Genomic DNA, 26,565 nt, shown 5'->3' with positions numbered 1-26,565 from the left:
CCCCTGCGAAGGAGCCCATGCGCCCCGACGGACCCGAGTGGACCCCGCCGCCCAGAGACCCGGCCCAGCCGGCCCAGGTGCGGCGCATCCTCGCCCTCTTCCGCCCCTACCGCGGCCGGCTGGCCACGGTGGGCCTGCTGGTGGCCGCCTCCTCCCTGGTCTCGGTCGCCTCCCCCTTCCTGCTCCGCGCCGTCCTGGACGTGGCGATCCCCCAGGGCCGTACCGGCCTGCTGACCCTGCTCGCCGCCGGCATGATCGTCACCGCCGTGCTGACCAGCGTCTTCGGCGTCCTGCAGACCCTGATATCGACCACCGTCGGCCAGCGCGTCATGCACGACCTGCGCACCGCCGTCTACGCCAAGCTCCAGCGGATGCCGCTGGCGTTCTTCACCCGCACCCGCACCGGCGAGGTGCAGTCCCGCATCGCCAACGACATCGGCGGCATGCAGGCCACCGTCACCTCCACCGCGACCTCCCTGGTCTCCAACCTCACCTCCGTCGTCGCCACCGTCGTCGCCATGCTCGCCCTCGACTGGCGGCTGACCCTGGTCTCCCTGCTGCTGCTCCCGCTCTTCGTCTGGATCAGCCGCCGGGTCGGCAACGAACGCAAACGGATCACCACCGCGCGCCAGAAGCAGATGGCCGCGATGTCCGCGATGGTCACCGAGTCGCTGTCGGTCAGCGGCATCCTGCTCGGCCGCACCATGGGCCGCGCCGACTCCCTCACGGCGAACTTCGCCACCGAGTCCGAGCGGCTGGTCGGCCTGGAGGTCCGCGCCAACATGGCCGGACGCTGGCGGATGGCCACCATCGGCATCGTCATGGCCGCCATGCCCGCCGTCATCTACTGGTCGGCCGGACTCGTCCTCCAGCTCGGCGGTCCCGCCTTCTCCATCGGCACCCTCGTCGCCTTCGTCACCCTCCAGCAGGGCCTGCTGCGCCCCACCGTCTCGCTGCTGTCCACCGGCGTGCAGATGCAGACCTCGGTCGCGCTCTTCCAGCGCATCTTCGAATACCTCGACCTGCCGGTGACCATCACCGAACCGGCGCACCCGGTACGTCTGGCCGAGCCGCGCGGCGAGGTCCGCTTCGAGCACGTCACGTTCGCGTACGACGCCCCGGAGCGCGAGACCGGTGCCGCGCCCGCCCCGGCGACCCTGTGCGACATCGACCTGAGCGTCCCCGCCGGCAGCAGCCTGGCCGTCGTCGGGGCGACCGGCAGCGGCAAGAGCACCCTGAGCTACCTGGTGCCGCGGCTGTACGACGTGACGGACGGCCGGGTCACCCTGGACGGCACCGACGTCCGCGACCTGGACTTCGACTCCCTCGCCCGCGCCGTCGGCGTGGTGTCCCAGGAGACCTACCTCTTCCACGCCTCCGTCGCCGACAACCTCCGCTTCGCCAAGCCGGACGCCACCGACGAGGAGATCGAACGCGCCGCCCGCGCGGCCCAGATACACGACCACATCGCGGGTCTCCCGGACGGCTACGACACCCTCGTGGGCGAACGCGGCCACCGCTTCTCCGGCGGCGAGAAGCAGCGCCTGGCCATCGCCCGGACGATCCTGCGCGACCCGCCCGTCCTCGTCCTCGACGAGGCCACCAGCGCGCTGGACACCCGTACCGAACTCGCGGTGCAGCAGGCCATCGACGCGCTCTCCAAGGGCCGTACGACGATCACCATCGCGCACCGCCTGTCCACCGTCCGCGACGCCGACCAGATCGTCGTCCTCGACGCCGGGCGGATCGCCGAACGCGGCACCCACGCCGAACTCCTCGCCGCCGGCGGCCGCTACGCGGCCCTGGTCAAGCGTGACGCACACCTCGCCCCCAACGGTGATCAGCCCCTGTCCGCCGACCTGACCCACGGGTAAGGTCGGCACCGACCGCACCGGACCGACCTCAGGAGCGCCCGTGGCAGCCGCCGACCGCACCGCAGACCGATCCGCGAACCGTTCGACGGACCGTTCCGCCCTGACGATGGCCCGGATGCTCGGCGGTGTGGGGGTGCTCCACTTCCTCGCCCCCGAGCCGTTCGACGCGATCGTGCCCCGCGCCCTGCCGGGCTCCCCGCGCACCTGGACGTACGTCAGCGGCGCCGCGGAACTCGCCGTCGCCGCCGCGGTCGCCCTGCCGCGCACCCGCCGGGCCGGCGCACTGGCCGCCGCCGGCCTGTTCGCCGCCGTCTTCCCCGCCAACATCAAGATGGCCCGCGACTGGCGCCACCGCCCGGCGCCCCTCAAGGCCGTCGCCTACGGCCGCCTGCCGCTCCAACTGCCCATGGTCGCCTGGGCCCTGCACACGGCCCGCGCCGCCGGACAGCGGAACGCCCGCCCCTGAAACGCGGGGGCGCGCTGCGCCACCGTCCCCCTGGGCCCTGTCGTCGCATTCCCGCCTGCCACGCGACTTCCCCGGCCACCGCTGGGGAACCCCGGCACGCGGTCGCCGATCTTGCCGCGCGGCTCGGTGCACGCGACGAGGACCCGGTGGCCGCTCGGGCCGCCCACCGCGCGTTGACGAACCAGCTCGACGGCCGCCCTCACCGACCCCGCTGACCTGCCTGCTCGGGGGGCGTGTGCACGTGGGTCAGTGTCTGCCGGCCCTTGACTGGTCGGTGAGGGCCGCCTTGACCACTGCCTCGACACGGGCGCGCTGCTGTGCGGGGGTGGCCGGGGTGCCGGGCCGCAGGGTGTAGGCCGTCCGGCGGTGCTGTTCGGTGCTCGCGAAGACGCCGCTGGTCCAACCGCCGCTGGAGCCGGTCTTGCCCCAGACCTTGGTGCCGTTCAGCTCGATTCCCATCAGCCCGCCGGCGCTGAAGCAGGCCGCGGGTGTGGGGCAGCCGGTGTTCTCGGCGGCACCGGGTACCGCGGGCACTTCGAAGAGGTGCCGCTGTTGGGCGGGAGGGAGGAGCCGCCCATCCAGCAGGGCGCGCAGGAACGCATCGAGGTCGGCTGCGGTGGACGTCAGCCCGCCCTCCGACCAGGCCCAGGCTGTCGACGGGTCTTCGGACAGCGCGGTGCGGCGCAGGTTCAGCGGGCGCAGGATCCGCCGGTCGAGCTCACGGACAAAGGGGCGGCCGGTGACCTGCTCCACCAGCAGCCCGGCGACGAAGCTGTTCAGCCCGTTGTACTGCTGGACGGTTCCGGGGCCGGGGTGCGGCCGGGGCCGGCTGCGGCGTCCGCTGCGAAGGAGGCGGCCACCACTCCGTGCGGGTCGAGCGGAACCCGGACCGGACGGGGCAGGTCGCTGGTGTGGTCCAGGAGCTGACGTACCGTCACGTCGGCGTAGGCGGCCGGGATCAGCTCGGACAGGTGGCGGCGGACGGGCTCGTCGATGCCGATCCGGTGCTCGGCGACCAGTTGGAGCACCAGGGCATCGGTGAAGACCTTGGTCACGCTGCCCACCGGGAAGCGTGCGTCCGCCTCCACCGGCCCGGCCGTCCCCGTGTACGGGGTGCGCATGCCCCGGCCGGCCACCCGTACCAGGGCCGCGTCCGTCACCCCGTCGGGCAGGGTGGCCGGCAGCGTCCGCACCGCGGGCGCGTCGCGGGAGCCGGGGAAGTCGCGGGCGGCGAGCCCGTCGGGCGCGGCCGTGGCCGTGGGGGCGGCAGCCGGACCGGTGGCGAACGCGGCCAGCGCCACGCAGGTGACGGCGAGGCGGCGGGCGGTGCGGGGACGAGTGGTCATCGGTGGCTCCTGGGAACGGGGTGGGCGGTCGGATCAGCGCGGTGCCCGCGCTGCCCCAACCTTCGCCCCCGCGGCGGCAGTTGACCGTCGGTGATCCCCCTGAGCCGCTCCGGAGCGCACCCCGATCTCCCCTCGGGGTGCGGGCGTGGACCGGCGCCAGGGCTCCGGCACGATCCGGAGGAGAGACTGCCGATCTGCCGGCGAATCTCCGGCTCAGGTCACTAGGGTGAGCCGCATGCCTGCCCACGAAGCCCTGCCGCTCCTCGAATTCGCCTTCCCCGGCCCCCTGCGGGACCGGCTCGTCGCCGCCGTCCTCTCCGGTGCCAAGACCACCACGTCGGGCCTGCTGGCGGACTACGAGCGCGAGAACGACCCACTGCCGCGCGCCGGCGACCGCTACCGGGTCCCCGACTCCGACGGCCGCCCCGTCGCCGTCATCGAGGTGACGGAGGTACGGGTGCTGCGCCTGGCCGACGTGGACCTGCGACACGCCGTGGACGAGGGCGAGGGCAACGAGACGGTGGCCGACTGGCGGGCCGACCACGAGAGCTTCTGGCACAGCCCCGAGATGCGCGAAACCCTCGGCGACCCGGAATTCCACGTCGACGACGACACCCGGATCGTGGCCGAACGTTTCCGGGTCGTCGAGCGTTTGTAGGGGGTGATGCGGGGGCGCTGCGGCTTGCTCAAAGCGACGCCGGACCGACCGCCGCCATCGCCCGGTACCCGGCGTCCCCGGGAGGCTTGCGGTCGCCGCTGTCGTAGGTGGGCAGCAGCGCTCGCGGGTCCGACAGGTCGGCCAGGGCCGACGCGAAGTCGGCGACCGGGTCGAAGGCGCCGGAGGTACGGATCCAGGTGTTGATTTCCTGGCGCTCTCGTCCGCCTCGCTGAACGCGATGTCGTCGAGGCCGACGAGCACGATCACCGTCCGGCCCCCGGCCTTGTCCAGGACGTCCTGCCGGGAGCGTGCGCCGACCCGTTCGCCGTACCAGGGCGCGTCGTTGAGCAGCAGATTCCCGCCGATGCCGGCGTTGAGCACCGTGCGGACCGAAACCGCGGCGGCCAGCCGTTCGGTGAAGCCGGCCAAGCCCGTGGCGGTCAATTGGTCGGCCGCGGCGCGGTAGGCGGTGGTGAACGCCTGGGCGTGGTAGCTCGGGCGGGGCGGCGCCGCCGATCTCCAGAGGAGCGCTGCCGAAGCGGTAGGAGAGGCGGACACGAGCCCTCGTGCCGGAGCCGACGGCCCGGACGACCTGGCGTACCGTCCGGTCGGCGAAGCCCTCCTCGGACCAGATCTTGTCGAAGCCGGTGCGGGGGCGCTGTACGGCGGTGCTCCAGCCGGCCTGCCACACGGTGGTGCGTTCATGGTGATCGCTCGCCCTTCTCTCGGCGTCGCGGTGATCACGAGTCTGCTGAGCGGGCGGATGGACACCCGGCCCTCCGGGATGCGTACGCATCCGGTGCCCACCAACGCGAGGGGCACCCTGCGGGACGGCCGCTCCCGTCCAGGCGGTCGAAGGTGGCGCAATCTTGATCGCGAGAGGTCAGGAAGCGTGCCGAGTGGTGTTTCACGCGATCAGACCCGGCAAGGCGAACGGCACACAGTCCACCGGACACCACCCTGATTCCTCGAAACCCCGACGGACACAAGGAGGCGACGTGCTCGACAGCACCGCCGAGCCGGGCCGCCGCAGCGCCCTGGCCGTCACCGCCGCGGCGGGCCTCAGCCTTCTCACCGCCTGCGCCGGGACGGCGGACAGCGACGCGGCACCACGCGGCGCGCCATCGCCCCGCACCCCGGGCACCCCCGGCAGCCGGACGAGCAGCCCCGCTCCCGAGCCGGCCAGGAAGCGGCCCCAGCTACCGCGCGGCGGCCGCGAACTGTTCCCCCGGCACCGGCTCGTCGGCTACTGCGGCCTGCCCGGAGCCGCCGCACTCGGCCGCCTCGGCACCGGTGACCTGGACCAGCGCGCCCGCGAGATCGAGAAGCTCGCGCAGACCTATGCCGCCGACCGCGAACCGCTGCCCGTCCTGGAACTCCTCGCTGTCGTCGCCAACTCCGGCGCGGGCCCGGACGGGACCTACCGCACCCGCACTTCCGCCGACACCGTCCGCCGCTTCCACGAGGCGGCACGCAAGCACCGCGCGCTGCTGCTCCTGAACATCCAGCCGGGCCGCGCCTCGGCGCTCGGCGAGGTCAAGGCCCTGCGTGAGTGGCTGGTGCACCCGGACGTGGGGGTCGCACTGGACCCCGAGTGGGAGATGGGCCCGGGTGAGAAGCCGGGCGACTCCTACGGGCGCACCGACGGCGGCGAACTCACCGAGATCGCGCGCTATCTCTCCGGCCTGGTCCGCGAGCACGACCTGCCGGAGAAGGCGTTCGTCTTCCACCAGGTGGCGACCTCGGTGGTCGAGGACCAGCAGGCGTTCCGGCCGCAGCCCGGCGTCGCCGCGATCAAGTGCGCCGACGGCATCGGCGCGCCGGGACTGAAGCGCGGCACCTGGAACGACCTGGTCAGGAACCTGCCCGGCGGAATGCACACCGGCTTCAAGCTCTTCTACGACGAGGACACCGAGGGCAGCCGCCTGATGACCCACAAGGAGGTCCTGGCGCTGCGGCCGCAGCCCGAGTACGTCATGTACGAGTGAGTGAGGGTGTGCCGGTCCGGGTGCCCGCGCTCCGTGGGGAGCGCAGGCACCCGTGTCAGGCCGGCCGCAGCCGGTACGCGTAGCTGTAGGCCCGGTCGGCGTGCAGCAGGTACTTCTCCAGCGGCGGCGCGCCCCACGAATCGTTTCCGCCGACGCCCGTCTGGCGGTGGTTGACGCCGAGGACCGTCTCGGGGCGCCGCTTCAGCTCGTACGGATGCTCGTGCCGCTCGCTCTCCAGGTCGGACGGCGCGAGGTGCAGGGCGCTCAGTTCCAGCAGCGGCGCGCCGTCGCCGGGTTCCGCGATCACGGTCAGCCCCGTGCCGTCGCGTCCGGTGAGCGAGGCGTCGCGTACGTCGGTCACGTTGCCGGTCTGCTGCGGCCGGACGTAGTTGCCGAGCTGGGCGTCGACGCTGCTCCGGTAGCGGCCGACGAAGGCCGCGGTGCGCCGGTCCCCGTAGTTCTCGTGCGGCCCGCGCCCGTACCAACTGAAGGTCTCCAGCCCGGCCGGTACGGTCAGCAGCGCGCCCACCAAGGGCAGGTCGGGCAGGCCGGCGCCCGGCGTCAGGGTGTGCCGGACCCGTACCTCGCCGTCGCCGCGCACGGTGAAGACGGTGTCCCACCGGGAGGCGGCGGGAGCGGTGGGCAGGGTGGCCGAGACCTCGACGGTCACTTCGGAGGCGGACGGCTGGGCAGGCCTCACCCGCGTCACCGTCCGCTTGGCGCCCGCCTCGCGCCAGGTGCGCAGCGTGTTCTGTGCGCCCCGGCCGATGTCGTTGTCCGTGGGGCCGCGCCAGAAGTTCGGCACCGGCCCGGCGGTCAGCAGTGCCCGCCCGCGGTGGCGGTAGACCGACAGGGTGCCGCTCGCCTTGTCGAGGACGAGTTCGAGGTCGCGTCCGCTGACGGTGACGGCGCGGTCCGACTCGGTGAGGCGCAGGGGCGGCAGCCCGGCGGGGGAGGGCTCGGCGGGTGCGGGCGTGTGCCAGGGCAGCGCGAGTTGTCCGGCGGCGACACTGTGGCCCGCGTCCGCCCAGGGGGTGGCGTGCCGCAGTACGAAGGAGAGGTTCAGCCAGTACTCGGCGCCGGGGGCGGGCCGTCCGGGCGGGCTGAGGGGGATGCGTACGGTCGTGTCCTGGCCAGGTGCGGCCTGCGGCGCGGGGAGGACGCCGTGCTGGACGCGTTCGCCGTCCCGGGTGACTTCCCAGCGCAGCTCGTAGGCGTCCAGGCCGAGGAACAACTGCCGGTTGGTGATCCGTACCGTGCCCGTGGCGAGGTCGGCGGCGGTCATCCGGACGGCCTGGTAGACCTTCTTGACCTCGTGGATGGCGGGGTGCGGCGCACGGTCGGCGGCGACGATGCCGTTGCAGCTGAAGTTCCAGTCGGTGGGGTAGCCGGGGTGCCAGTCACCGCCGTAGGACAGGTAGGTGCGCTTCGGGTCGCCGGGGACGGGCAGGCGGATGGCCTGGTCGACGAAGTCCCAGATGAAACCGCCGTGCAGGTTGGGGTAGCGCTCGAAGACGTCCCAGTACTCCTGGAGGTTGCCGGTGCTGTTGCCCATGGAGTGCGCGTACTCGCACAGGATGAACGGCTTCGGGTTGCCGGACTTCCCGTACCGCTCCACCTCGTCCGGTGTGCTGTACATGCGGCTCTCGATGTCGGCGACCGCGTTCATGCCCTCGTAGTGCACGGGCCGGGACGGGTCGCGGCGGCGCGTCCAGTCGGCCATCGCCAGGAAGTTGAGCCCTTGGCCCGCCTCGTTGCCCAGCGACCACACGACGACGGACGGGTGGTTCTTGTCCCGCTCGACCATCGACCGCATCCGGTCCAGGCACGCTCCGGTCCATGTCGGGAGGCTGCCGGGCAACCAGTCGCGGACCCCGTGCGACTCCAGGTTGGCTTCGCCGATGACGTACAGGCCGTACTCGTCGCACAGCTCCAGCCAGCGCGGATCGGCGGGGTAATGGGACGTGCGGACGGCGTTGATGTTGTGCTGCTTCATGATGCGGATGTCCTGGAGCATCCGTTCCTCGGGGACGGCCTGCCCGTGGTCGGGGTCGGTCTCGTGCCGGTTGACGCCGCGGAAGACGACGGGCCGACCGTTGACCGTGAGCGTGCCGGGGCCGTACGCGACGGAACGGAAGCCGACCCGGGTGCTCTGCACGTCGACGGTGCGGCCCGCCGGATCGGTGAGGGTCAGCACGAGCGTGTAGAGGTGCGGGGTCTCGGCGGACCACAGGCCGGGGGCGCGGACGGTGGTCCTCGGGGCGACCGTGGCGTCCTGCCCGCCGGTGAAGCGGACCGGCGCGGACAGCGGGGCCGGCAGCGCCGGCCGCCCGTGCCCGTCGTACAGCTCCGCTCTGAGCCGGTGCTCGCCCGCCGCTGACGCGCCCCGGTTGCGTACCGTCGCGGCCACGGTCAGTTCCGCGTCGCGGTGGGCAGCGTCCAGTGCGGTGCGCACGTGCAGGTCCTGGAGGTGCACGGGGGCGATGGAGTACAGGTACACGTCGCGGAAGATCCCGGACAGGTCGATCATGTCCTGGTCCTCCAGCCAACTGCCGTCCGACCACCGGTAGACCTCCACGGCCAGCACGTTCGTGCCGGGGCGCAGCCGCTCGGTGATGTCGAACTCGGCCGGGGTGTAGCTGTCCTCGCTGTAGCCGGCCCGCTCGCCGTTGACCCACGCGAAGAACGCCGACTTCACGCCCTGGAAGGAGATCAGGGTGCGGCGGCCGTCCCAGGCACCGGGCACGGTGAAGGTGCGCCGGTAGGAGCCGACGGGGTTGAAGCCGTGCGGGACGTGCGGCGGCCGCGGGTCCTCGTAGCCGATCCACGGGTACTTGACGTTGAGGTAGATCGGCTCCGGATAGCCCTCGATCTCCCAGTTGGAGGGCACGGTGATGCGGTCCCAGCCGCTGTCGTCGTACCGCGGCGCGAAGAAGTCGCGGGGCCGCTCGTCGGGGTTCTTCGACCAGTGGAAGCGCCAGCTCCCGTTGAGCGAGCGGTAGTACGGGGAGGTGCGGTACGTCCCGGTACGTGCCGCCCGGGCGTCCCCGTACGGGACGAGGCGGGCGCGGGCCGGTTCGCGGTCGACCTGGAAGATCCGCGGGGCGGCGTCCCACTCGGCGGCGGTGGCGGCGAAGGAGCGTTTCTGCGCGGCGAAGGCGGCCCAGCCGGCCAGGGCGGCGCCGGTGGCGAGGAACGACCGGCGGTCGATGCGGCGTACGTTCACGAGAGGGCTCCGAACGTAAGGCAACAGGAAGCGTCAGGGTCGAACGCTGGCGGCGAGCATGACAAGGCATCCGCACGCCACTTCCCGCCGCCGGGCCCCGGGCGTGCCCCTCACTCCTCCGACACCAGCACGACCTCCAGCTTCCGCGGCCCGTGCACCCCTTCGACCCGGTCCAGCTCGATGTCGCTGGTCGCCGACGGGCCGGAGATCCACGTCAACGGGCGCGCCGGGTCCAGCCGTTCGAGCGCCTGCGGCACCGAGTCGACCACCTGGCCCGGTGCCCGGACCACGCAGATGTGATGGTCGGGAATGAGCGAGATCCGGCGACGGCCCTGGTCCGGCGAGCCGTCCAGCACGATGGTGCCGGTCTCGGCGATCGCCACCGCGCAGCCGGTGACGACGCTGCCGACCGTGTCCAGTTCACGCGCGGTGCTCGCCGCCCGGTCGTGGACGCGGACGGGGCCGGTGCCGGCCGTCCACCGCGGGTCCAGCCCCGGTGGTACGAGGACGTGCCGCGTGCCGTGCTCGTTCAGCAGCCGCATGACCAGCAGGTGCGCATCGTCCTCGGCGCAGTGGTGCACCACCGCCCGGTACTCCGCGAGATTCTCCGCCAGCAGCGCCACCCGCTCCTCCGGCGTACGGGAACCGTGGACGCGCAGGTAGTCGCGGGGGACCGGCGCGTCCTCGTACCCCTCACCGCGCGGTACGTCCGCCAGCGCCCGGCGCACCCGCGCCAGCACCACGTCCCGGCTGCTCATTTCGTCCGCTCCTCGCCACGCGTACGCCGCCACCAGTCCCGGAAGGACTCGGCCGGCACCGGCGGCAGGTCCCGGGTGTCCGTCCAGGCACGCCCGGGGCCCGGCAGCCGGCGCGGATGCAGCCGCCGGGTACGGGCCGCCAGCCGCTGCCCCGCGCGCAGCACCCCGGGGTGGGCGAAGGCGAAGCCTGCCGCGCGCATCGCCGCCCGCTCCGCGGCGTGTCCCCTGGCCGGTTTGAGGACGGTCTTCACACCGCGCCGCGTCACCCGGCCGCCCTGCACCACCCGCTCCCGCAGATGCACCAGTACCTCGGGGATGTCGATGGCGACCGGACACACCTCGTAGCAGGCGCCGCACAGCGACGACGCGTACGGCAGCGAGGCGTCCAGCTCGCTCGCCGTGCCGCGCAGCTGCGGAGTGAGGATCGCGCCGATCGGACCCGGGTACGCCGAGCCGTACGCGTGCCCGCCGGCCCGCTCGTACACCGGGCACACGTTCAGGCAGGCCGAGCAGCGGATGCAGCGCAGCGCCTGGCGGCCCACCGTGTCGGCGAGGGTGTCGGTGCGCCCGTTGTCGAGCAGCACGAGATGGAAGGTGCGCGGCCCGTCGCCGTCCGTCGTGCCGGTCCACATCGAGGTGTACGGGTTCATCCGCTCGGCGGTCGAGGAGCGCGGCAGCAACTGGAGGAAGATCTCCAGATCCTGCCAGGTCGGCACCACCTTCTCGATGCCGACGACCGAGATCAGCGTCTCCGGCAGGGTCAGGCACATCCGGCCGTTGCCCTCGGACTCCACGACCACCAGCGTCCCGGTGTCGGCCACCATGAAGTTGGCACCCGAGATGCCGACCTTCGCGGTCAGGAACTTCTCGCGCAGGTGCAGCCGCGCCGCCTCCGCCAGCTCGGCCGGCGCGTCCGACAGGTTCTCCGGCGCCGGACGGCCCCAACGGCTCATCCGGTCCCGGAAGATGTCCCGGATCTCGCCCCGGTTGCGGTGGATCGCGGGCACCAGGATGTGCGACGGCAGATCGTCGCCGAGCTGCACGATCAGCTCCGCCAGGTCCGTCTCGTACACGCTGATGCCCGCCTCGGACAGCGCCCGGTTCAGCTCGGTCTCCTGCGTCGCCATCGACTTGACCTTGACGACCTCGCGCTCGCCGGTCTCCCGCACCAGCCGGGCGACGATGGCGTTGGCCTCGGCGGCGTCCGCCGCCCAGTGCACCTGTCCGCCGGCGGCCGTCACCGACTCCTCCAGTTGCTCCAGGTAGTGGTCGAGGTGGCGCAGCGTACGGTCCTTGACGGCGGCGCCCGCCGCCCGCAGCCGCGCCCAGTCGTCCAGCTCCGCCACCGCCTTGGCCCGCTTGTCGCGGATGGTGTGGGTGGCGTGGCGCAGGTTGCCGCGCAGCCGGGCGTCCTGCGTGGAGGACGCGGCGGCCGCGGGGAACGCGGGCATGCCGAGATAGGTACCGCTCACCGCGGGCTCCCTTCCGTGGCGCGGGCGCGGGACGGTGCCCGCGCATCGGCCTCCGTGGCGGCCAAGATCTCCGCGATGTGCACGGGCCGGGCCGCCGCGCCCTGCCGCCGGAGCGTGCCGCCGATGTGCATCAGGCAGGAGTTGTCGACCGTGCAGACCGCCTCCGCGCCCGTCTCCCGGACCGCCTGTGCCTTGTCGGCGCCCATCGCCGCCGACACCGCCGGATTCTTCACCGCGAAGGTGCCGCCGAAACCGCAGCACTCCTCGGCGCCCGGCAGCTCCCGCAGCTCCAGTCCCCGTACCCGCTCCAGCAGCCGGCGCGGCCGGTCGCCCAGGCCCAGCATCCGCAGGCCGTGGCAGGTGGGGTGGTAGGTGACGGTGTGCGGGTAGTACGCGCCCACGTCCGTCACCTTCAGCACGTCGACCAGGAACTCGGTCAGCTCGTACGTCTTGGGCACGGCGCTCGCCGCGGCCCGCGCCAGCTCCCGTCCGGGGCGCCCCTCGGCCTCGGCCCTCGCCGCGATCCGCGGGTAGTTGTCCCGCACCATCGCCGCGCACGAACCGGAGGGGGTGACCACGTAGTCGTAGTCGGCGAAGGCGCGGTCGAAGCGGTGCACCAGCGGCTCCGTCAGATGCCGGTAGCCGGTGTTGAACTGGGGCTGGCCGCAGCAACTCTGCTCCGCCGGGAATCCCACCTCGACCCCGAGGCGTTCCAGCAGCGTGATCACTGCCCGGCCGGTGTCCGGGTAGAGCGTGTCGTTGATGCAGGTGACGAACAGTGCTACACGCACGTTGCCATCTCCTTTCGGCTGCCGTTGACCGCTGGCGGCGGGCCGTCTCACCGGTACATGATCACCTGTCGTCTCATCCTGCCCCAGCGGCGGGCGAAGGAGAAGGACCCGGAGCGGAGGACCATGACACGTGCGGAGCAGGCCGAGGCCGGAACGGCGGAGGGGGCGCCGGACGGCGCGTCGCGGCAGGTGTCGCAGGTGCGGCAGCTGGCCGCGGCGTCGGTCGGCAACGCCGTGGAATGGTACGACTGGTACGCGTACTCCTTCCTGGCCGTCTACATCGCCGACCGGGTCTTCCCCCAGGACACCGGCAACCCGCTGGTGCCGCTGCTGTCCACCTTCGCGGTGTTCGCGGTGGGCTTCTTCATGCGTCCGGTCGGCGGACTGCTGATGGGCGCGGTCGCCGACCGCCGGGGCCGCCGGGCCGCGCTGACCCTGACGATCCTGTTGATGGGCGGCGGCAGCCTGCTCGTCGCCGTCACCCCCACCTACGCGACCGCCGGCGTGCTCGCGCCGATCGTGCTGGTCGTCGCCCGGCTGGTGCAGGGGCTCTCCGTGGGCGGCGAGTTCGCCGCCTCCACGACCTTCCTCGTCGAGTCGGCCGGACCCGGCCGGCGCGGGCTGTTCTCCAGCTTCCAGTACGTCTCCACCACCGCGGGCCAGCTCCTGGCGTCCGGCACCGCCGCCCTGCTGGCGGGCGTACTGACCGAGGGCCAGATGGGGCAGTGGGGCTGGCGCCTGGTGTTCCTGATCGGCGCGGTGTTCAGCCTGCTCGGCCTGTGGATCCGCAGCGGGGCGCGCGAGACGCGCGGCGAGGAGCAGCGGGCCGCCGCCCGCCCCGGCATCTTCGAGGCGCTGCGCCGCTACCCGCGCCAGTCCCTGCTGATCTGCGGCATCACCGCCGGCGGCACCCTCGCGTACTACACCTGGACCACCTACCTGCCCACGTACGCGCAGGTCAACGCCGGTTTCGACAAGAGCGAGGCGCTCACCGTCGGCACCCTGTCGCTGCTGTTCTTCGCCCTGCTCCAGCCGCTCGGCGGCCTGCTCTCGGACCGCGTCGGCCGCAAGCCGCTGCTGCTCGGCTTCGCACTGGGCTTCGCGGTGCTCGCCGTACCGCTGCTGCACCTGGTGACCGACGCGTTCTGGTCGCTGCTGCTCGTGCAGTGCGCGGGCATGGTGCTGCTGACCGGGTACACCGCGGTCGCCGCCGCCGTGAACGCCGAGGTCTTCCCGGCCCGGGTACGGGCCGCGGGCATCGGCTTCCCGTACTCGCTGACCGTGGCGCTCTTCGGCGGCACCGCGCCGTACGTGGGCACCTGGTTCAAGCAGGCCGGGAACGCGGACCTCTTCCCCTGGTACGTCTCCGCCCTCTGCCTGGTCTCCTTCGTCGTGTACCTGACCCTGCCGGAGACCGCCAAGCAGAAGCTGGACACCTGAGAAGGCCGTGCGTGCGGGCTGTTCGCGGTCCGTACGCACACCGCGAACGGCCCGCACACCGCGGGTACCAGGGTGTCGCAGTGCGTGTACCGGAGTGTCGCAGCGCGTGCGTCACACCGGGAGTGTCACCCGGCGTGCGTCACTTGCGGGCGACGATCGCCGCGTTCGCGCCGGGCGCCTCGAACGGCACCTTGCGGACCTCCGAGAACCCGGCGTCGGCCAGCCAGGAGCCGTACTCCGCCGCCGTGTAGTTACGGCCGCCCTCGGTCTCGACCAGCATGTTCAGGCTCATCAGGGCGGCCGGGGCGGGCCCGGTCAGGTCGTCGTCGACCATCAGCTCGCTGATCACCAGCGTGCCGCCGGGCGGCAGCGCCGCACAGCACTTGTCCAGCAGCATGCGGTTGGTGGCCTCGTCCCAGTCGTGCAGGATCATCGACAGCACGATGATGTCGTGCCCGCCGGGCAGGTCCGGCTCGGCGAGGAAGTCGCCGGGGTGGGTGCCGATCCGGTCGCCCAGTCCGGCGTCGGCGACGTTGCGTTCCGCGACCGGGCACACCTTCGGCAAGTCGTAGACCGTCGCCTTCAGCCCGGGATGCCGCCGGCACAGCTCGATGGCGTACGCGCCGGAGCCGCCGCCCACGTCCAGCAGCCGCGCCCCGGCGGTCAGGTCCACCACCTCGCCGAGCCGCTGCGCGGTCCACGACGACAGCGCGTGCATCGCCTCCCAGAAGACGGCCAGCAGGCCCGGGTCCTCGGTGTCGAACAGATGTGGCTGCTTGTCGGGGTCCCAGGTGGTGGGCCGGTTGGTGCGGACGGCCTCGCCGAGCCGGCCCCAGCCGGGGTACAGCCGCTGGTCCAGCATCCGCAGCCAGCCGCTGAAGTGGTACGGGCGGCCCGGCACCAGATAGGCGTCGGCCAGCGCCGAGTTGACGAAGCGGCCGTCCCCCCGGCGCTCCAGCAGGTCCAGCGCCGCGCAGCCGGTCAGCAGCATCCCCGCCGGCCGTACACCGATCTCCAGTTCCTCGGCGCACTCCTCGACGGTGCCGCCGCCCAGCCGGTCGAGCACCCCGAACAGGCCCAGCTCGTCTGCGGTGGCCAGCGTCTTGAACGCCCAGAAGCCGGTGGCTAACTGCATCAGCGGCAGCGGGGACGCGGTCGGCGCGACGGGGTGCGGGGATGCCATGGGATGCCTCCAGCAATCGAGACGGGGTGAAACGGGGACGTACGGGGACCGCACGGAAGTTTACGGACGCGAACATACGTCCGTGCCCGTGATCACTACCACCGCCGGGAGGCTGTCACACACGGAAAAAGGGCACCGAAGGCGGTGCCCGGGAAGCGGAGCGAACGGCGCCGTTCCGCCCTGGCGCGGGCGGGACGGCGCCGTTCCGGAACGGAACGGGACCGTGGGGGCGGGACGGTCGGAAAGCGGCCGGCCCCCCCTCTGCGCATCAGGGGGAGTGGCCGTGTCCGGCGCCCGACTCGATGGTGCCGCCCAGGCTGCCCCGCAGCGGCAGCAGCGCGTTCCGGGAAGGGCCGGTGACCGACCAGCGGGTGCCGACGAGATAGGTGCCCCCGTACGCCTGCGCCTCGGCGAGCCAGGCGCGCTTCTTGGCGTCGCTGCTGAAGGTCAGGATACGGAAGACGCCGGCGCGGGTGGTGCAGCCGCCTTCCCGCAGCTCCTGGGCGTCGATGATGATGTCGGCGCGGCAGCCGAGGGCGGCGGCGATCCGTGTCATGGAGGCAGGTGGGCCGGCCGGGGCGGGGGAGGGGGCGGTGTGTCCCGTGTGTGTGGTGTGCCGGGTGGGGTGGGGAGCCGGGGCGGGGACGCCGTTCGCGTAGCCCGTCACGACGATCGCGCAGGCCAGGCCGCCCGCCGCCAGGAGGGGAATCGCGGGACCGGGCAGTGACCTCATGGGGAGATCCGTTCTCTTCAGCGGCAGTCGCGGCCGGAATTGATGCAGTCCACGGCCGTACGCATCAGCCGCTGCGGCATCAGGTTGATGAAGTCACCGTGGTCCGTCACCGGGTTGTGCAACTGGTCGGGGAAACTGTCCACCGCGTACGACGTGTTCGGCGGAATGGCGTAGGTCAGCCGCTGCACCAGCCGCGGAATGGGACGGAATCCGTTACCGCACTGCCCGTTCCGGCCCGGAAAGACCACATGCGTACGGTGATTGGCACTGTCGATGTTGCGTCCGTCCCAGCAACTGGGGAACGCCAGTGACCGTACGACGTTGCTGCCCCGCGGACAGATCGGGTACTTGTTCCTCAGCCGCCGGTCCTCGAATCCGGTGCAGCTCCACGAGGCGTTGGCGTTGGCCGTACCGTTCGTCAGCGCTTTCGCGTCACCGGTGAGATTCCGCAGGAAAGGCGGCATGGCGGTGACCTTTTCCGCCCCGCTTCCGTCAAAGGTCAGTGAGACGTCGGCGGGTCGTACGATCGTGCCCACATTGCCGTCCCGGCCGCCGCCGGGCGCGTCGGCGTCCCTTTCCCGCCCGTTGTCCCGCAGCCGCAGCACCGGCCAGTAATAGGTGGACCTGTCCCCGTTGCCGCACGTCGTGCCGGCCCCGGCCAGTTCGTTGTCGGAGGAGAACGCGTCCGTCGCCAGATTTCCGACGTAGTCGTGCAGGTGGTGGGCGCCGTTGCGCACACCCGGCGCCACGATCAGGTTGTCCGGGTTGTTGTGACCGTTTGCGTTGCGCCCGCATTCCGAGCGGAAGGAACCACTCCGCCCGCCCCGGTCCCCGCCGCCTCCGGTGTTCGGCCGTACGGTTCTGATGTCGACGAAGTCGTTGCGGAACGGGCCGTTGTCCGCGCTGTTCCCGTCCTGTGCGCCCCGGGGAACGCTCTGTGCGGCGGCGGTCCGCTCGGTCGTCCGGCACGCGCTCAGCCGGCCGAGCGCGCCGGGCTGTCCGCCGGCCCGGCGCAGGGCCTCCGCGATGCGCCCGATGGTGGCGCCGCGGTCCCGCTCCAGCTCGTTCAGCACACGGTCCTGGGCGCCCGGGTCGGCAGCCCAGCGCTGGAACGCCCTGGCGACCTGGCCCTCCAACTGCCCGAGGTTCCGGTTCACCTCGGGCGCCGCCCGCGCCGGAAGGCTGCGCAGCCGCTGGCCGACGTCCGGACAGTTGATCGTCCGCCCGGCCGCCGAAGCCCCGGCCGCCGAAGCCCCGTTCCCCGTCCCGCCCGCTCCCGTTCCGCCCGCTCCGGTGCCCGCCAGCGCCTGGGCGGCGATCACCGCCGTACCCCCGCAGGCGGCCAGTGCCGTGGCGATCAGCGCTCCGCTCCGCTTCGACAGACGTGTCCTCTTGTGCGGACGCCCCGTCCGCGCCGATATCCGCTGCCGCTGTTTCATGTCACCGCTTCCCTTCCCTCACTCACTTCGCTCCCCTCCATTTCGCTTCACTTCGCGGGTGGCGGCGCCACCGTAGCCGCGCCGGACCCGCTGGACGCCGGTCCGCCGTCGAGTGCCCCGAAGTCGACCAGTCCGGTCTGTTCCAGTGCCGTGATGTGATCGAGGACGACGGTATTGGCGCGTGTGGCCAGGTCCCGGATCACCGCATTGCGGGTGTTCGCCCGCACTTGGGCGACGAGGGAGAACACCTTTCCGTGCGCGCGGCGCGCCAGGTTCACGAAAAGCCGCTCGTACGTGTCGCCTTCGGCCGTGTCGAGTTGTGCGAGCCAGCCCTGCTGCTCGGGAGTCGGCTGTCCGGGGAGCGTGACGGCCAGCGCGCGGGCCGCGTCTGCGGCCCGCTGATTGAGATCGGTGTGCCCTTCCGTCAAATGCCGGCCTGCGTGCCGCACGGCCTGCCGCTTTCCGCGTTGCAGTGCCTGACGGCCGGCGGGAAGTTCCCACAGGCCGGCCTGCCGTACCTTTCCGACGAATTCCCGGTCGAGCGGTGTCAGCGGGCCCGACGGTGTGTTCCACACCCTGAGCCCGTCGTCCTGCGTGGCGGGAGCGGAACTGTCCGCGGCGCTGCCGCTGCTCGCGAACAACTGCACCGGCAGCAGAATCGCCATGACCGTAAGGGAAAGTCCGGCGACGACCAGCCCGGTGCCCACCGAGAACCGCGTCCGGACACCGCCGGTCACCGAACGCCGCCGTCCGACGCTTCGCACCATGCCCTCCTTCTCCGGGTGACGGGAAAAAGGACGCTAATGCGGAGCCGGGCCGCCTCCGCCGTATTGGCGCCGACCCGACAAAGAATCACCACGGCGCTCACCGCTTGCTAGAGTGCCCGGCCGCGCCGACCGGCGCCGGGATGCCGACCCGTACCCCCTTACGCCCTCACGGCCGGTGAAGCCCAGGGCGACACGCCGGTCGATGTCGGGCAATCGGGTGATTTGGTGCCTTGAGCGTCACCAACGGCAGCACAACGTCAATACCTTCAGCAAACACCGCAACGCTGCCGGTCAGCCGTGGCCGACCGCAGCCGTACATGAAGGAGACGTCCCCATGTCCGCACCGCGCCGCCTGCTGACCACGGCCTGTGTGACCGCGCTCGCCCTGACCGCGCCACTCGGCGGCGGTCTCTCCGTGGCCGCCACCCCGGCGGGCCCGCGTCCGGTACCCGCACCCCAGGGGGAGCAGACCCGGGTGGGCACGGGCAGCGGTGAATTCTGCCTGGCACCGGAAGCCGGCCGCGCCCTCGCCACGGCACATGTACGGCTCAACGCCGTCCGCCCGGCCCGGGTGACCGGCACCCGTGAGCGGCGGTGCGTCACCGCACCGATCACCGGCGGCACGTTCAACCGCAGCCTCTCCAAGGGCGAACTGCACTTCGACGGAGGCTTCGAGTTCACCCGCGGCGGCCGCTACCTGCGGGTCAACCACCTGAAGGCGGACTTCGCCACCGGCCGGATCTCCGGGGACGTCCGGGGCGCCCGGCCCGCCCGGGCGGCGTTCCTGGCGTTCACCCTGGACCGGAAGAACGTCCGGGTCTCCTCCGGCAAGGTCACGGCACGCATGACCTTCACCCTGACCACCCAGGGCGCCGCGTCCTTCAAGAGCGCCTTCGGCACCGTCCCGGTCAAGGCGGGCGACCGGCTCTTCGAGGGCACGGGCACAGCCGACGTCCACCTGCCCCACCCGTCCCACACCCTCCGCCCGGCCCGGACGACGCTCGACGTGCAGCAGTGACCGGCGGAGTTCGCCGAGCACCCGCTGGGGCGGGCCGTATCCCGTGAGCGGCGCGCCCGGCCTGCCCCGGGCCGGCGTGCGCCGCGGAGCCAGGTGTCCGGACCGCCGCCCCGGACCGCCGCCCCGAATCCACTGTCCGGATCGACTGTCCGGATCGGTGCAGTCCCGGTCGTGACCCCGGACGCATCCGACGGCGGTACGGCGCAGCTACGGGCACCGGCCACCCGGGTGCGGCAGAATCCCCGTATGCGTGTTGTGATCTTGAGCGGTGGAGAGAGTTCGGAACGAGATGTCTCCCTGGCCTCGGGGTGGTCGGTCGCCCGGGCCCTGGTGGAACGCGGACACGAGGTGATGCTGGTCGACCCGGCGGCCGCGGTGCCGGTCCTGGCCGGGCCGCTGCGTCCCGGGGACTCGGTCGACGGAGTCGCGGTCGGCAAGGAGCCGCCGTCCCCCGCGGAGCGTCACCGGCTGCGGTCGCACCTGCACGCCGCCCTGACCGGCGGCCCGGTCCTGGAACTGCTGCGCGGAGCCGACCTGGTGTTCCTGGCCCTGCACGGTGGTTGGGGCGAGGACGGGCACGTACAGGCCGTGCTGGAGATGGCGGGCGTACCGTTCACCGGCGCGGACAGCGCGACCTGTGCGGCGGCGTGGCACAAGGGGCGGACGCAGGCGGTGCTGGGCGCGGCGGGCGTGCGGGTGGCCGAACGGGCGCTGTGGCGTCCCGCGGTGTCCGACGTGCCGCCGGACGTCGAGCGGCTGCTGGCGGCCGGGCCGGTGGTGGCCAAGCCGGTCGCGGACGGTTCGAGTGTGTCGGTGCACCGGGTCGACTCGCGGTCGCAGTTGGCTCAGATCGCCGCCGAGCTGCGCTCCGAGGAGGGGGAACTGATGGTGGAACCCTTCCTGCCCGGGCGGGAATTCACCGTGGCCGTGGTCGGCGACCAGGTGCTCCCCGTGATCGAGATCGAGCTGACGACGCCGGTGTTCGACTACACGGCCAAGTACCAGCCCGGGGCGGCCGTCGAGGTCTGCCCGGCGCGCATTCCGGCCGACTTCGCGTCCCGGCTGCAGGAGTCGGCCTTGCGGGCGCACCGGGCCCTGGGGTTCGGCAGCGGCACGTACTCGCGTACGGACTTCCGCTGCGACGTGGCCGGCGAGCCGATGTGCCTCGAAGTGAACGCGCTCCCGGGCCTGACGGCGACGAGCCTGGTGCCGCTCGCGGCGACCGGGGCCGGCTGGAGCTACCCCGACCTGATCCAGCGCATCGTGGACCTCGCGGCGCGCTGAGCCGGAGGCCCGCCGGGCACACCGCCCAGCGGGCCGACGCCGCATCCGGGTCAGGCGGTCGCGCGCCGGAGGTGCAGATGGCCGTCGAGCGGGTAGAGCGGCGGTGACGCCGGCAGGAGCCGGTCGAACGCGTAGCCGCACTTCTCCGCGACCCGGCAGGACGCCACGTTGTCCGCCTGGTGGAGGAGTTCGAGGCACTCCAGGCCGTCGGCCCGGAAGGTGTCGAAGGACCAGTCGGTGAGGGCCTGCAAGGCCCGGGGGGCCACGCCGCGCCCCCGGGCCCATGCCGCGGTCCAGTAGCCGACCTCGGCGACGGGTTCGCCGGGCACGGCGTTCTTGAGCACCACGTTGCCCGCCAGCCGCGGTGGCGCATCGGGGACCGCTTCCAGTACGGCGAAAGCGAGCCGGTCGCCCACAGCCCAGCCCTGCTTCTCGGCCTCGATCCGTCGCCGCCCGTCGGCTTCGCTCTCCATCGGAGCGCCGGCCCAGCGGCGTAGCAGCGGATCCCGGTACGCCTCGATCAGCGCGGCGATGTCGTTGTCGGTCCAGGGGCGCAGGGTGAGCGCGGGGGCGGCCGGCGTCGCGGCGGCCGTGAGTAAGACAGTGGTATGCACCGGCTGATCATAGGCGGGCAGCGCCCACATGCGAGCCTGCGAGTCCGCGAGCCTTCGGACTTGTGCCTGCGAAACGGCTGAGGCCCGCCGACGCAACACCACGACGACGGACCTGTGCCCCGGGACGGCCCGACCCGCCCGGCAGTCCCGGACCTGATCGGCGCGGGCGTGAGGGCGTGAGAGTGCGAGGGCGTGAAGACGTAGGCGTACTGGGGCCGGTGCACGGTGCACGGTGCAGTTGCGGGATCGGGATCTCCTCGCCCGGCGGGACGAAGAAGTCGGCGTCGTCGGCATCTTCGACGTACCCCTGAGCGTCGACCGTGATGGCGGTCGCTTTCCCCTGCGACGTGATCAGTCACGCCAGCACCTGTTCCTCAGCGGGGTCTCGCCCGGCCGCTGGTCCCTCCGGTGCACGCGCCACCCGTCACCGGCAGATCCTGCTGGCCTCGGGCGGTGCCCTGCTCGGCCGCCTGCTCACCGGCGTTCGGGGCTGCCCGGCCATGGCCGTCCTCGGTAACAGCGTGAACCTGCTGCTCGCTGTCCGTCTCGGCTGGACGGCCATGACCTCCTGAAGGAGGGGGCGGGGCGGCCTACTTGACGCAGGTCTCGTCGGCCGCCGGCAGCTTCCCGGTGGCCAGGTACCGGTTGACCTTGGCGTCCACGCAGGCGTTGCCGTACCTGCCGTACAGGGCGTGGCGGTCGGCGCCCTTGAGCGTGAGGAGCTTGGAGCTCGGCAGCAGGCCGTGCAGCGCCACACTGCTCCGGTACGTGGTCCGCGGGTCGCCGGTGGCGGCCACGATCAGGACCGGGGCGTCGCGCCGTACCTGGGTGGGCTCTTCGCGCGGCCGGTCCCAGAAGGCGCACGGGCTGATGTTGTCGGCCATCGGGCCGAGCAGCGGATGCTTGGCACGGCCGCGCTGGATGTCCCGCCAGTAGACCTCGGGGTCGCGCGGGGCGGCCTTGTCCCCGCAGAGGATCGCGGTCTGTACGCCGCCGGGCTGATCGTCGGTCTGGATGAACCGCAGTACGCCGATGAACTCCGGCGACAGCCGGGTCGGTTGCCCGGCCACGGCCTTGGCGAGTACGGAGAGCTGCTCGCCGAGCCCGGCCCGAGCCCGGTCGGTGTCGTCGGCTATCGCGGCGAAGAGCAGGAGCGGCACCTGCGTGTCGTCGATACGGTAGCGTTCCGGCGCGGTGCCGATCGTCAGCGGACGCCGTGCGGACGCTTCGAGGATCCGGCCGATGGTGGCGAGCACCTCGGCGCGCGTGCGGCCGAGGTGGTAGGTGGCGTCGCGGCGGGCCGCCCAGTCGGCCCAGGCAGCGAGGGCCTGGTCGTTCTCCTCGATGGCGTACTGCAGTTGTCGGGGAGAGTAGTCGTCGGGAGCGAGCGCCCCGTCGAGCACCACCCGGTCGAAGCGGCCCGGGAACATCTGGGTGTAGACAGTGCCCAGGTAGGTCCCGTACGAGTACCCCAGGTAGGAGATCTTCCGTTCGCCGAGCGCGCCTCGGACGACGTCCATGTCGCGGGCCGTGTTGCGGGTGCTGATGTGGGGCAGAACCGTCGGCGCGGCGGCCCGGCACTTGTCGGCCAGGCTCTTCTGGAAGGCGACCTGACGCTCGAAGCTCGCGCGGCTCAGACCGGCCGAGAGGAAGTGGGTGCCCACGGGCCAGCCGCAGTTCAGCGGGGTGCTGCGGCCGACGAAGCGCGGGTCGAAGCCGATGATGTCGTAGCGCGGCCCGACCTTCTTCATCGCCTTGCGGATGTCCGGCGGGGACGCGAGGGCGGGCCCGCCGGGCCCGCCGTTGTTGAGCAGGATCGCACCGATGCGATGGCGGGTGTCGGTCGCCTTGAGCCGGGAGACGGCGATGGTGATCGTACGGCCCTGGGGGTCGGAGTAGTCGAGCGGTACGGTGGCGTCCGCGCACTGCACGCCGGCCCGGTCCAGGTCGCGGCCCATCGCGTCGTCGGGGCCCTTGGCGCAACTGCCCCAGCCGAGACGCTGGTGGTAGTAGCGGTCGAGCCCGGCCCCGGGGCCGGTGCGGCGGTCGGCGGCATCCGCCGTACCCGCTGCACTCGCCGTGGCGTCGTGGCTCCCGGCGGGGGCTGAGGCGAGTGCGGCGGCATGGGCCAGGCCGGGGGATGCGGTGAGGCAGGCTGCCAGGGCCAGGCCGGCCGCCGCGGCGCGGCGCACAGCCGGTCGGGCGGCAGCCGCCTGTCCGGCCGAGGCCACCGGGGCCGAGGCGGTCACCGGGCCCGGGGCAGTCGCCAGGTCCGAGGCAGGCACCGCTCCGGGAGAGGACAGCGGGCCGGGGGCAGTCATGAGGTCTCCTTGAGCTGCTGACGACGAGTGGGAGCGCAGAAGGCGGTCTCGGCGGCGGCACGGTAGTCCGCTTCGGCCTGTTCGGTGCTGGGCACCGCGGTGAGGGCGAGCGCGATGCTCCGGCTGCCGGGGCCCACAGCGCCCAGCGCGCGGTGTCCTCCGGGCACCGTCCCGCCGTGCCCCCACCACCAGCCGCCGCACTCCAGCGGCGAGGCGATCAGTCCCAGTCCGTACCGGGCGCCGGGCCACAGCCGGTCCGGGTCGGCGGGCACGGTGCGCTTCATCTCGGCCAGCCAGCGCGCGGGCAGCAACTCCCCGCCGAACAGGCCGTGGAAGAACCGGTTCACGTCGGAGGGGGTGGAGACCAACGCGCCACCGGCGCCGCCGAAGGTCATGTTCCACTCGGTGCCGTCGGTCAGCGGCGCGTCCGGCCCGTCGGTGGCGGAGAAGTAACTGTGCGAGTGCGAACCGTGGATACGTGTACTGTCACCGGGCCAGTAGGTGTCGCGCAGGCCGAGCGGCCGCAGAATCCGGCGGGTCACCTCCGCCTCGACGCCGTGCCCGGTGACCTTCTCGACGATGAGGCCCGCGAGGAGATAGTTGGTGGTCGCGTAGTGCCACTTCTTCTCGGGAGGCGGCATCTTCAGCGCGGTGGCGATCAGTTCGCGGGGTTCGGCGTGGCGGAACCGCCACTGTTCCAAGGGTAGCTGGACGAGGGCCGCGGTGTAGTCGGGAAGGCCGCTGGTGTGCTGGAGCAACTGCCGTACGGTGATGGTGCGGCCGTCGTAGTCGTAGCCGTCGCCGCGGATCACCCCGGGCAGGTAGCGCTCGACCGGCGCGTCCAGTTCGATCCGGCCCGCCGCGGCGAGCTGCAGGACGACCGTCGCGGTGAACGTCTTGGTCACGCTGCCGATCCTGAACCGGTCCTCGGCCCGCATCGGGCGCCCGGTCTGCCGGTCGGCCACGCCACGGGCGGCATCCCACCGGCCGCAGCGCGGGTCGGTCAGTTCGGCGGCGACGCCCGGTATCCCGTGCCGGGTGACGAGCGTGTCCAGAGAGGCGGCGAGCGAGCCGCGCGCTGCCGCACAGTCGGCGGATCCGGCCGAGCGTCCGGCGGTGTCCGCCGCGCCCGCGCCCGGCCCGCCCGCGCCCGGTCCAGCCGTGCCCGTCCTGCCCGTGCCCGGTCCGGCCGCTTCCGCGACAGGCGCGACGAGGGCCAGGACGACCGAAGCCGTCGCCAACGCCGCCGCACACCGGCCCGGTCGGCGCGTCCCGGCGGGCGATCTCTTCGTCAGGTTCCGTGTGTGTCTCACGTCGACAGACGCTAGACGCACGGCTGTTCGTACGCACTGGAGAATTCCCCCAAGCACCGGTGTACCCAACCCCCTTGATTTCGGCCGGATCGTGCCGCGTCAGCCCGCCGCCCCAGGGCCTGGGAGACTGACGTGGGGAAGCGGGACCACACCCTTGCGTCGCGAGCGCCCCGTGTAGTCGGCTGTCCCTCATGGTGAAGCGGAGAATTGCCACACTGATCGCCTTCCTGGTCACCGGCTCCCTGGCCACGGGCGTACCGAGCCCCCGCGCGGAAGCCGCCGAGCCCGGCACCGGCGGTGCGTCGCCGTCCGCCGGGTCGTCGGCGCTGCCCGGTATCGACCTCGACACCGTGACCATCCCGGAGTTGCAGACGCGGATGGCGGACGGCTCACTGACCTCCTCGGCACTGACCCGGGCCTACCTGAGCCGGATCAAGACCGTCGATCCCAGGATCAACGCGGTCCTGCGCACCGATCCCACCGCCCTGCGCCAGGCCGCCGCCAGCGATGCCAGGCACCGGCGTGGCGACACCCTGGGACCGCTGGACGGCATCCCCGTCCTCCTCAAGGACAACATCGACACCCGCGACATGCCCACCACGGCCGGATCGCTGGCCCTGGCCGGCAGCCCGCCGGACACCGACGCCGCCCTCGTGACGCGGCTCCGGAAGGCGGGCGCGGTGATCCTCGGCAAGACGAACCTGTCGGAATGGGCGAACTTCCGCGCGACGAAGCCGACGTCCGGCTGGTCGGCGGTCGGCGGGCAGACCCACAACCCGTACGTACTGGACCGCAATCCCTGCGGCTCGTCCTCCGGTTCGGCCGCCGCGCTCGCCGCGTCGCTGGCGCAGGTGGCGGTCGGCACCGAGACGGACGGCTCCATCGTGTGCCCGGCGGGGATGACCGGGGTGGTCGGCCACAAACCCAGCCTCGGCCTGGTCAGCGGCGCCGGCGTCGTACCGATCTCCGCCGAGCAGGACACCGCGGGACCCATGGCACGTAACGTCACCGACGCCGCGCTCACCCTCTCGGTGCTCAGCGGCGGGGCCACCGGGCGTCAGGAGGACGCCGCCCGCGCCCTCGCGGAGGCGGCGGAACGGCAGCCCGGTTCGCTGCGCGGCAAGAGGATCGGACTGTGGCGGCTGCCGTCGCTCGGCGCCGAGGTGGACGCCCTGATGTCCCGTACGGCGGCACAGTTGCGCAAGGCCGGGGCGCAGGTGGTCGAGGTGACGCCCCCGTACCAGAAGCGGCTCGGCGAGCTGGAGTTCCCCGCCCTGCTGAGCGAGTTCCACCGGGACATCGACGCCTACCTCGCCACCCGCAAGGGCCCGCGCGACCTCACCGAACTGATCGAGTTCAACCGCGCCCACCCGGCCGAACGCACCTGCTTCGCCGGTCAGGAACTGTTCGAGCAGGCCCTCGCCGCGCCGCCCACCACCGATCCGAAGTACCGGGCGATGCGCGCCGAATTGAAGGACCTCTCCCAGCGGTCCATCGACGAGACCCTGGCCGCCCACCGCCTGGACGCCATCGCCGCGCCGACGAACCCGCCCGCGTGGACGACGGATTGCGCGCGCGGCGACAACGACGTGATCCCGTCGTCCACCCCCGCGGCCGTGGCCGGCTACCCGTCGCTGACCGTCCCCGCCGGATTCGTGGGCGAACTGCCCGTCGGCGTGCTCCTGACGGCCGGAAACCACCAGGACGCCAAGCTGCTGGCGCTGGGAGCGGCGGTGGAGCACCGTCTGGACGCCTGGCGGGCACCGCGCTACCTGCCGACACTGGGGGACGGCGGCCCCCGGTGACATCACGCTCTCGCTGCCCGCGCGTTCCGGTCACGACCGTGACGACCGTGGGGACGTACGGGTAACCCC

21 protein-coding genes and 1 pseudogene are annotated in these 26,565 nt (G+C 72.6%); 9 read left to right on the top strand and 13 right to left on the bottom strand.

The features are described 5' to 3' along the window. Positions 1-17 precede the first annotated feature (17 nt). Both ACZ4QV_RS12535 and ACZ4QV_RS12530 read left to right on the top strand, forming a co-directional pair. Positions 18-1,874, top strand: a complete 1,857-nt coding sequence (locus ACZ4QV_RS12535; protein ID WP_467762865.1) for an ABC transporter ATP-binding protein — start codon at positions 18-20, stop codon at positions 1,872-1,874. Between the two features lie 106 nt (positions 1,875-1,980). After that, positions 1,981-2,340, top strand: a complete 360-nt coding sequence (locus ACZ4QV_RS12530; RefSeq protein WP_361148753.1) for a DoxX family protein — start codon at positions 1,981-1,983, stop codon at positions 2,338-2,340. A 246-nt stretch (positions 2,341-2,586) separates the two neighbouring features. On the opposite strand, the pseudogene ACZ4QV_RS12525 reads toward ACZ4QV_RS12530, so the two are convergent. Together ACZ4QV_RS12525 and ACZ4QV_RS12520 are read right to left on the bottom strand one after the other, a co-directional pair. Next, positions 2,587-3,135: pseudogene (locus tag ACZ4QV_RS12525) on the bottom strand (serine hydrolase); the annotation flags it as partial. Further along, positions 3,117-3,461, bottom strand: coding sequence for a serine hydrolase (locus tag ACZ4QV_RS12520; RefSeq protein WP_467762918.1), 345 nt, complete (start codon positions 3,459-3,461; stop codon positions 3,117-3,119). The pseudogene ACZ4QV_RS12525 and the gene ACZ4QV_RS12520, both read right to left, overlap by 19 nt. Before the next feature lie 460 nt (positions 3,462-3,921). On the opposite strand from ACZ4QV_RS12520, the gene ACZ4QV_RS12515 reads away from it, so the two are divergent. Both ACZ4QV_RS12515 and ACZ4QV_RS12510 read left to right on the top strand, forming a co-directional pair. After that, positions 3,922-4,344, top strand: a complete 423-nt coding sequence (locus ACZ4QV_RS12515; protein ID WP_361590374.1) for an ASCH domain-containing protein — start codon at positions 3,922-3,924, stop codon at positions 4,342-4,344. Positions 4,345-5,342: 998 nt separating this feature from the next. After that, positions 5,343-6,332, top strand: a complete 990-nt coding sequence (locus ACZ4QV_RS12510; RefSeq protein ID WP_467762864.1) for a hypothetical protein — start codon at positions 5,343-5,345, stop codon at positions 6,330-6,332. A 55-nt stretch (positions 6,333-6,387) separates the two neighbouring features. Here ACZ4QV_RS12510 and lacZ read toward each other — a convergent pair whose 3' ends face one another. The 4 genes from lacZ to ACZ4QV_RS12490 form a co-directional block, all read right to left on the bottom strand. Beyond that, complete coding sequence (lacZ, locus tag ACZ4QV_RS12505) at positions 6,388-9,558, bottom strand: beta-galactosidase, LacZ type (protein ID WP_467762863.1); 3,171 nt, start codon at positions 9,556-9,558, stop codon at positions 6,388-6,390. 110 nt (positions 9,559-9,668) lie between these two features. Next, complete coding sequence (locus ACZ4QV_RS12500; RefSeq protein ID WP_361147726.1) at positions 9,669-10,316, bottom strand: LutC/YkgG family protein; 648 nt, start codon at positions 10,314-10,316, stop codon at positions 9,669-9,671. Next, on the bottom strand, positions 10,313-11,788 hold the full coding sequence (locus ACZ4QV_RS12495; RefSeq protein WP_467762862.1) for a lactate utilization protein B: 1,476 nt from the start codon (positions 11,786-11,788) through the stop codon (positions 10,313-10,315). Before ACZ4QV_RS12495 ends, ACZ4QV_RS12500 begins: the two co-directional genes overlap by 4 nt. Then, positions 11,785-12,579, bottom strand: a complete 795-nt coding sequence (locus tag ACZ4QV_RS12490; RefSeq protein ID WP_361147722.1) for a (Fe-S)-binding protein — start codon at positions 12,577-12,579, stop codon at positions 11,785-11,787. The genes ACZ4QV_RS12495 and ACZ4QV_RS12490 overlap by 4 nt, the downstream gene beginning before the upstream one ends. A 57-nt stretch (positions 12,580-12,636) precedes the next feature. Between ACZ4QV_RS12490 and ACZ4QV_RS12485 the strand changes: the two genes are divergently transcribed. Continuing rightward, entirely contained in the window at positions 12,637-14,019 is a 1,383-nt protein-coding gene (locus ACZ4QV_RS12485) for an MFS transporter (RefSeq protein WP_467762861.1), read from the top strand. A 139-nt stretch (positions 14,020-14,158) separates the two neighbouring features. On the opposite strand, the gene ACZ4QV_RS12480 is transcribed toward ACZ4QV_RS12485, so the two are convergent. The 4 genes from ACZ4QV_RS12480 to ACZ4QV_RS12465 form a co-directional block, all read right to left on the bottom strand. After that, complete coding sequence (locus ACZ4QV_RS12480) at positions 14,159-15,202, bottom strand: methyltransferase (RefSeq protein ID WP_361147718.1); 1,044 nt, start codon at positions 15,200-15,202, stop codon at positions 14,159-14,161. Between the two features lie 268 nt (positions 15,203-15,470). Then, a complete protein-coding gene (locus ACZ4QV_RS12475; RefSeq protein WP_361590391.1) occupies positions 15,471-15,935 on the bottom strand; it encodes a hypothetical protein in 465 nt (154 codons plus the stop codon). Positions 15,936-15,952: 17 nt separating this feature from the next. Then, positions 15,953-17,374: a DUF1996 domain-containing protein gene (locus ACZ4QV_RS12470; protein WP_361147715.1), complete on the bottom strand. Its 1,422-nt coding sequence runs from the start codon at positions 17,372-17,374 to the stop codon at positions 15,953-15,955. Positions 17,375-17,421: 47 nt separating this feature from the next. Further along, positions 17,422-18,141: a DUF4142 domain-containing protein gene (locus tag ACZ4QV_RS12465; RefSeq protein WP_361590394.1), complete on the bottom strand. Its 720-nt coding sequence runs from the start codon at positions 18,139-18,141 to the stop codon at positions 17,422-17,424. A gap of 334 nt (positions 18,142-18,475) precedes the next feature. Here ACZ4QV_RS12465 and ACZ4QV_RS12460 point away from each other — a divergent pair, with 334 nt between their 5' ends. Together ACZ4QV_RS12460 and ACZ4QV_RS12455 are read left to right on the top strand one after the other, a co-directional pair. Continuing rightward, positions 18,476-19,159, top strand: coding sequence for a hypothetical protein (locus tag ACZ4QV_RS12460; protein ID WP_361617273.1), 684 nt, complete (start codon positions 18,476-18,478; stop codon positions 19,157-19,159). A 246-nt stretch (positions 19,160-19,405) separates the two neighbouring features. Beyond that, positions 19,406-20,443, top strand: a complete 1,038-nt coding sequence (locus tag ACZ4QV_RS12455; RefSeq protein WP_361617275.1) for a D-alanine--D-alanine ligase family protein — start codon at positions 19,406-19,408, stop codon at positions 20,441-20,443. Between the two features lie 50 nt (positions 20,444-20,493). Here the strand turns inward: ACZ4QV_RS12455 and ACZ4QV_RS12450 are convergent, their stop codons facing one another. Next, positions 20,494-21,057 (bottom strand): GNAT family N-acetyltransferase, encoded by a 564-nt coding sequence (locus ACZ4QV_RS12450; protein WP_361617277.1) that lies wholly within the window; start codon positions 21,055-21,057, stop codon positions 20,494-20,496. A gap of 323 nt (positions 21,058-21,380) precedes the next feature. Between ACZ4QV_RS12450 and ACZ4QV_RS12445 the strand changes: the two genes are divergently transcribed. After that, positions 21,381-21,629 carry a hypothetical protein gene (locus ACZ4QV_RS12445; RefSeq protein WP_361590403.1) on the top strand — a complete coding sequence of 83 codons (249 nt, stop codon included), beginning with the start codon at positions 21,381-21,383 and terminating at the stop codon, positions 21,627-21,629. A gap of 18 nt (positions 21,630-21,647) precedes the next feature. Here ACZ4QV_RS12445 and ACZ4QV_RS12440 read toward each other — a convergent pair whose 3' ends face one another. After that, entirely contained in the window at positions 21,648-23,378 is a 1,731-nt protein-coding gene (locus ACZ4QV_RS12440) for an alpha/beta hydrolase (RefSeq protein WP_361590406.1), read from the bottom strand. Beyond that, positions 23,375-24,619, bottom strand: coding sequence for a serine hydrolase domain-containing protein (locus tag ACZ4QV_RS12435; RefSeq protein WP_467762860.1), 1,245 nt, complete (start codon positions 24,617-24,619; stop codon positions 23,375-23,377). The genes ACZ4QV_RS12440 and ACZ4QV_RS12435 overlap by 4 nt, the downstream gene beginning before the upstream one ends. A gap of 263 nt (positions 24,620-24,882) precedes the next feature. On the opposite strand from ACZ4QV_RS12435, the gene ACZ4QV_RS12430 reads away from it, so the two are divergent. Beyond that, the gene (locus tag ACZ4QV_RS12430) at positions 24,883-26,496 is read left to right on the top strand and encodes an amidase (protein WP_361880291.1); all 1,614 of its coding nucleotides are present in this window, start codon (positions 24,883-24,885) and stop codon (positions 26,494-26,496) included. Positions 26,497-26,565 lie beyond the last annotated feature (69 nt).

Source organism: Streptomyces sp. NPDC026394 (assembly GCF_055567735.1).
This window is presented reverse-complemented; position numbering and strand designations above follow the sequence as displayed.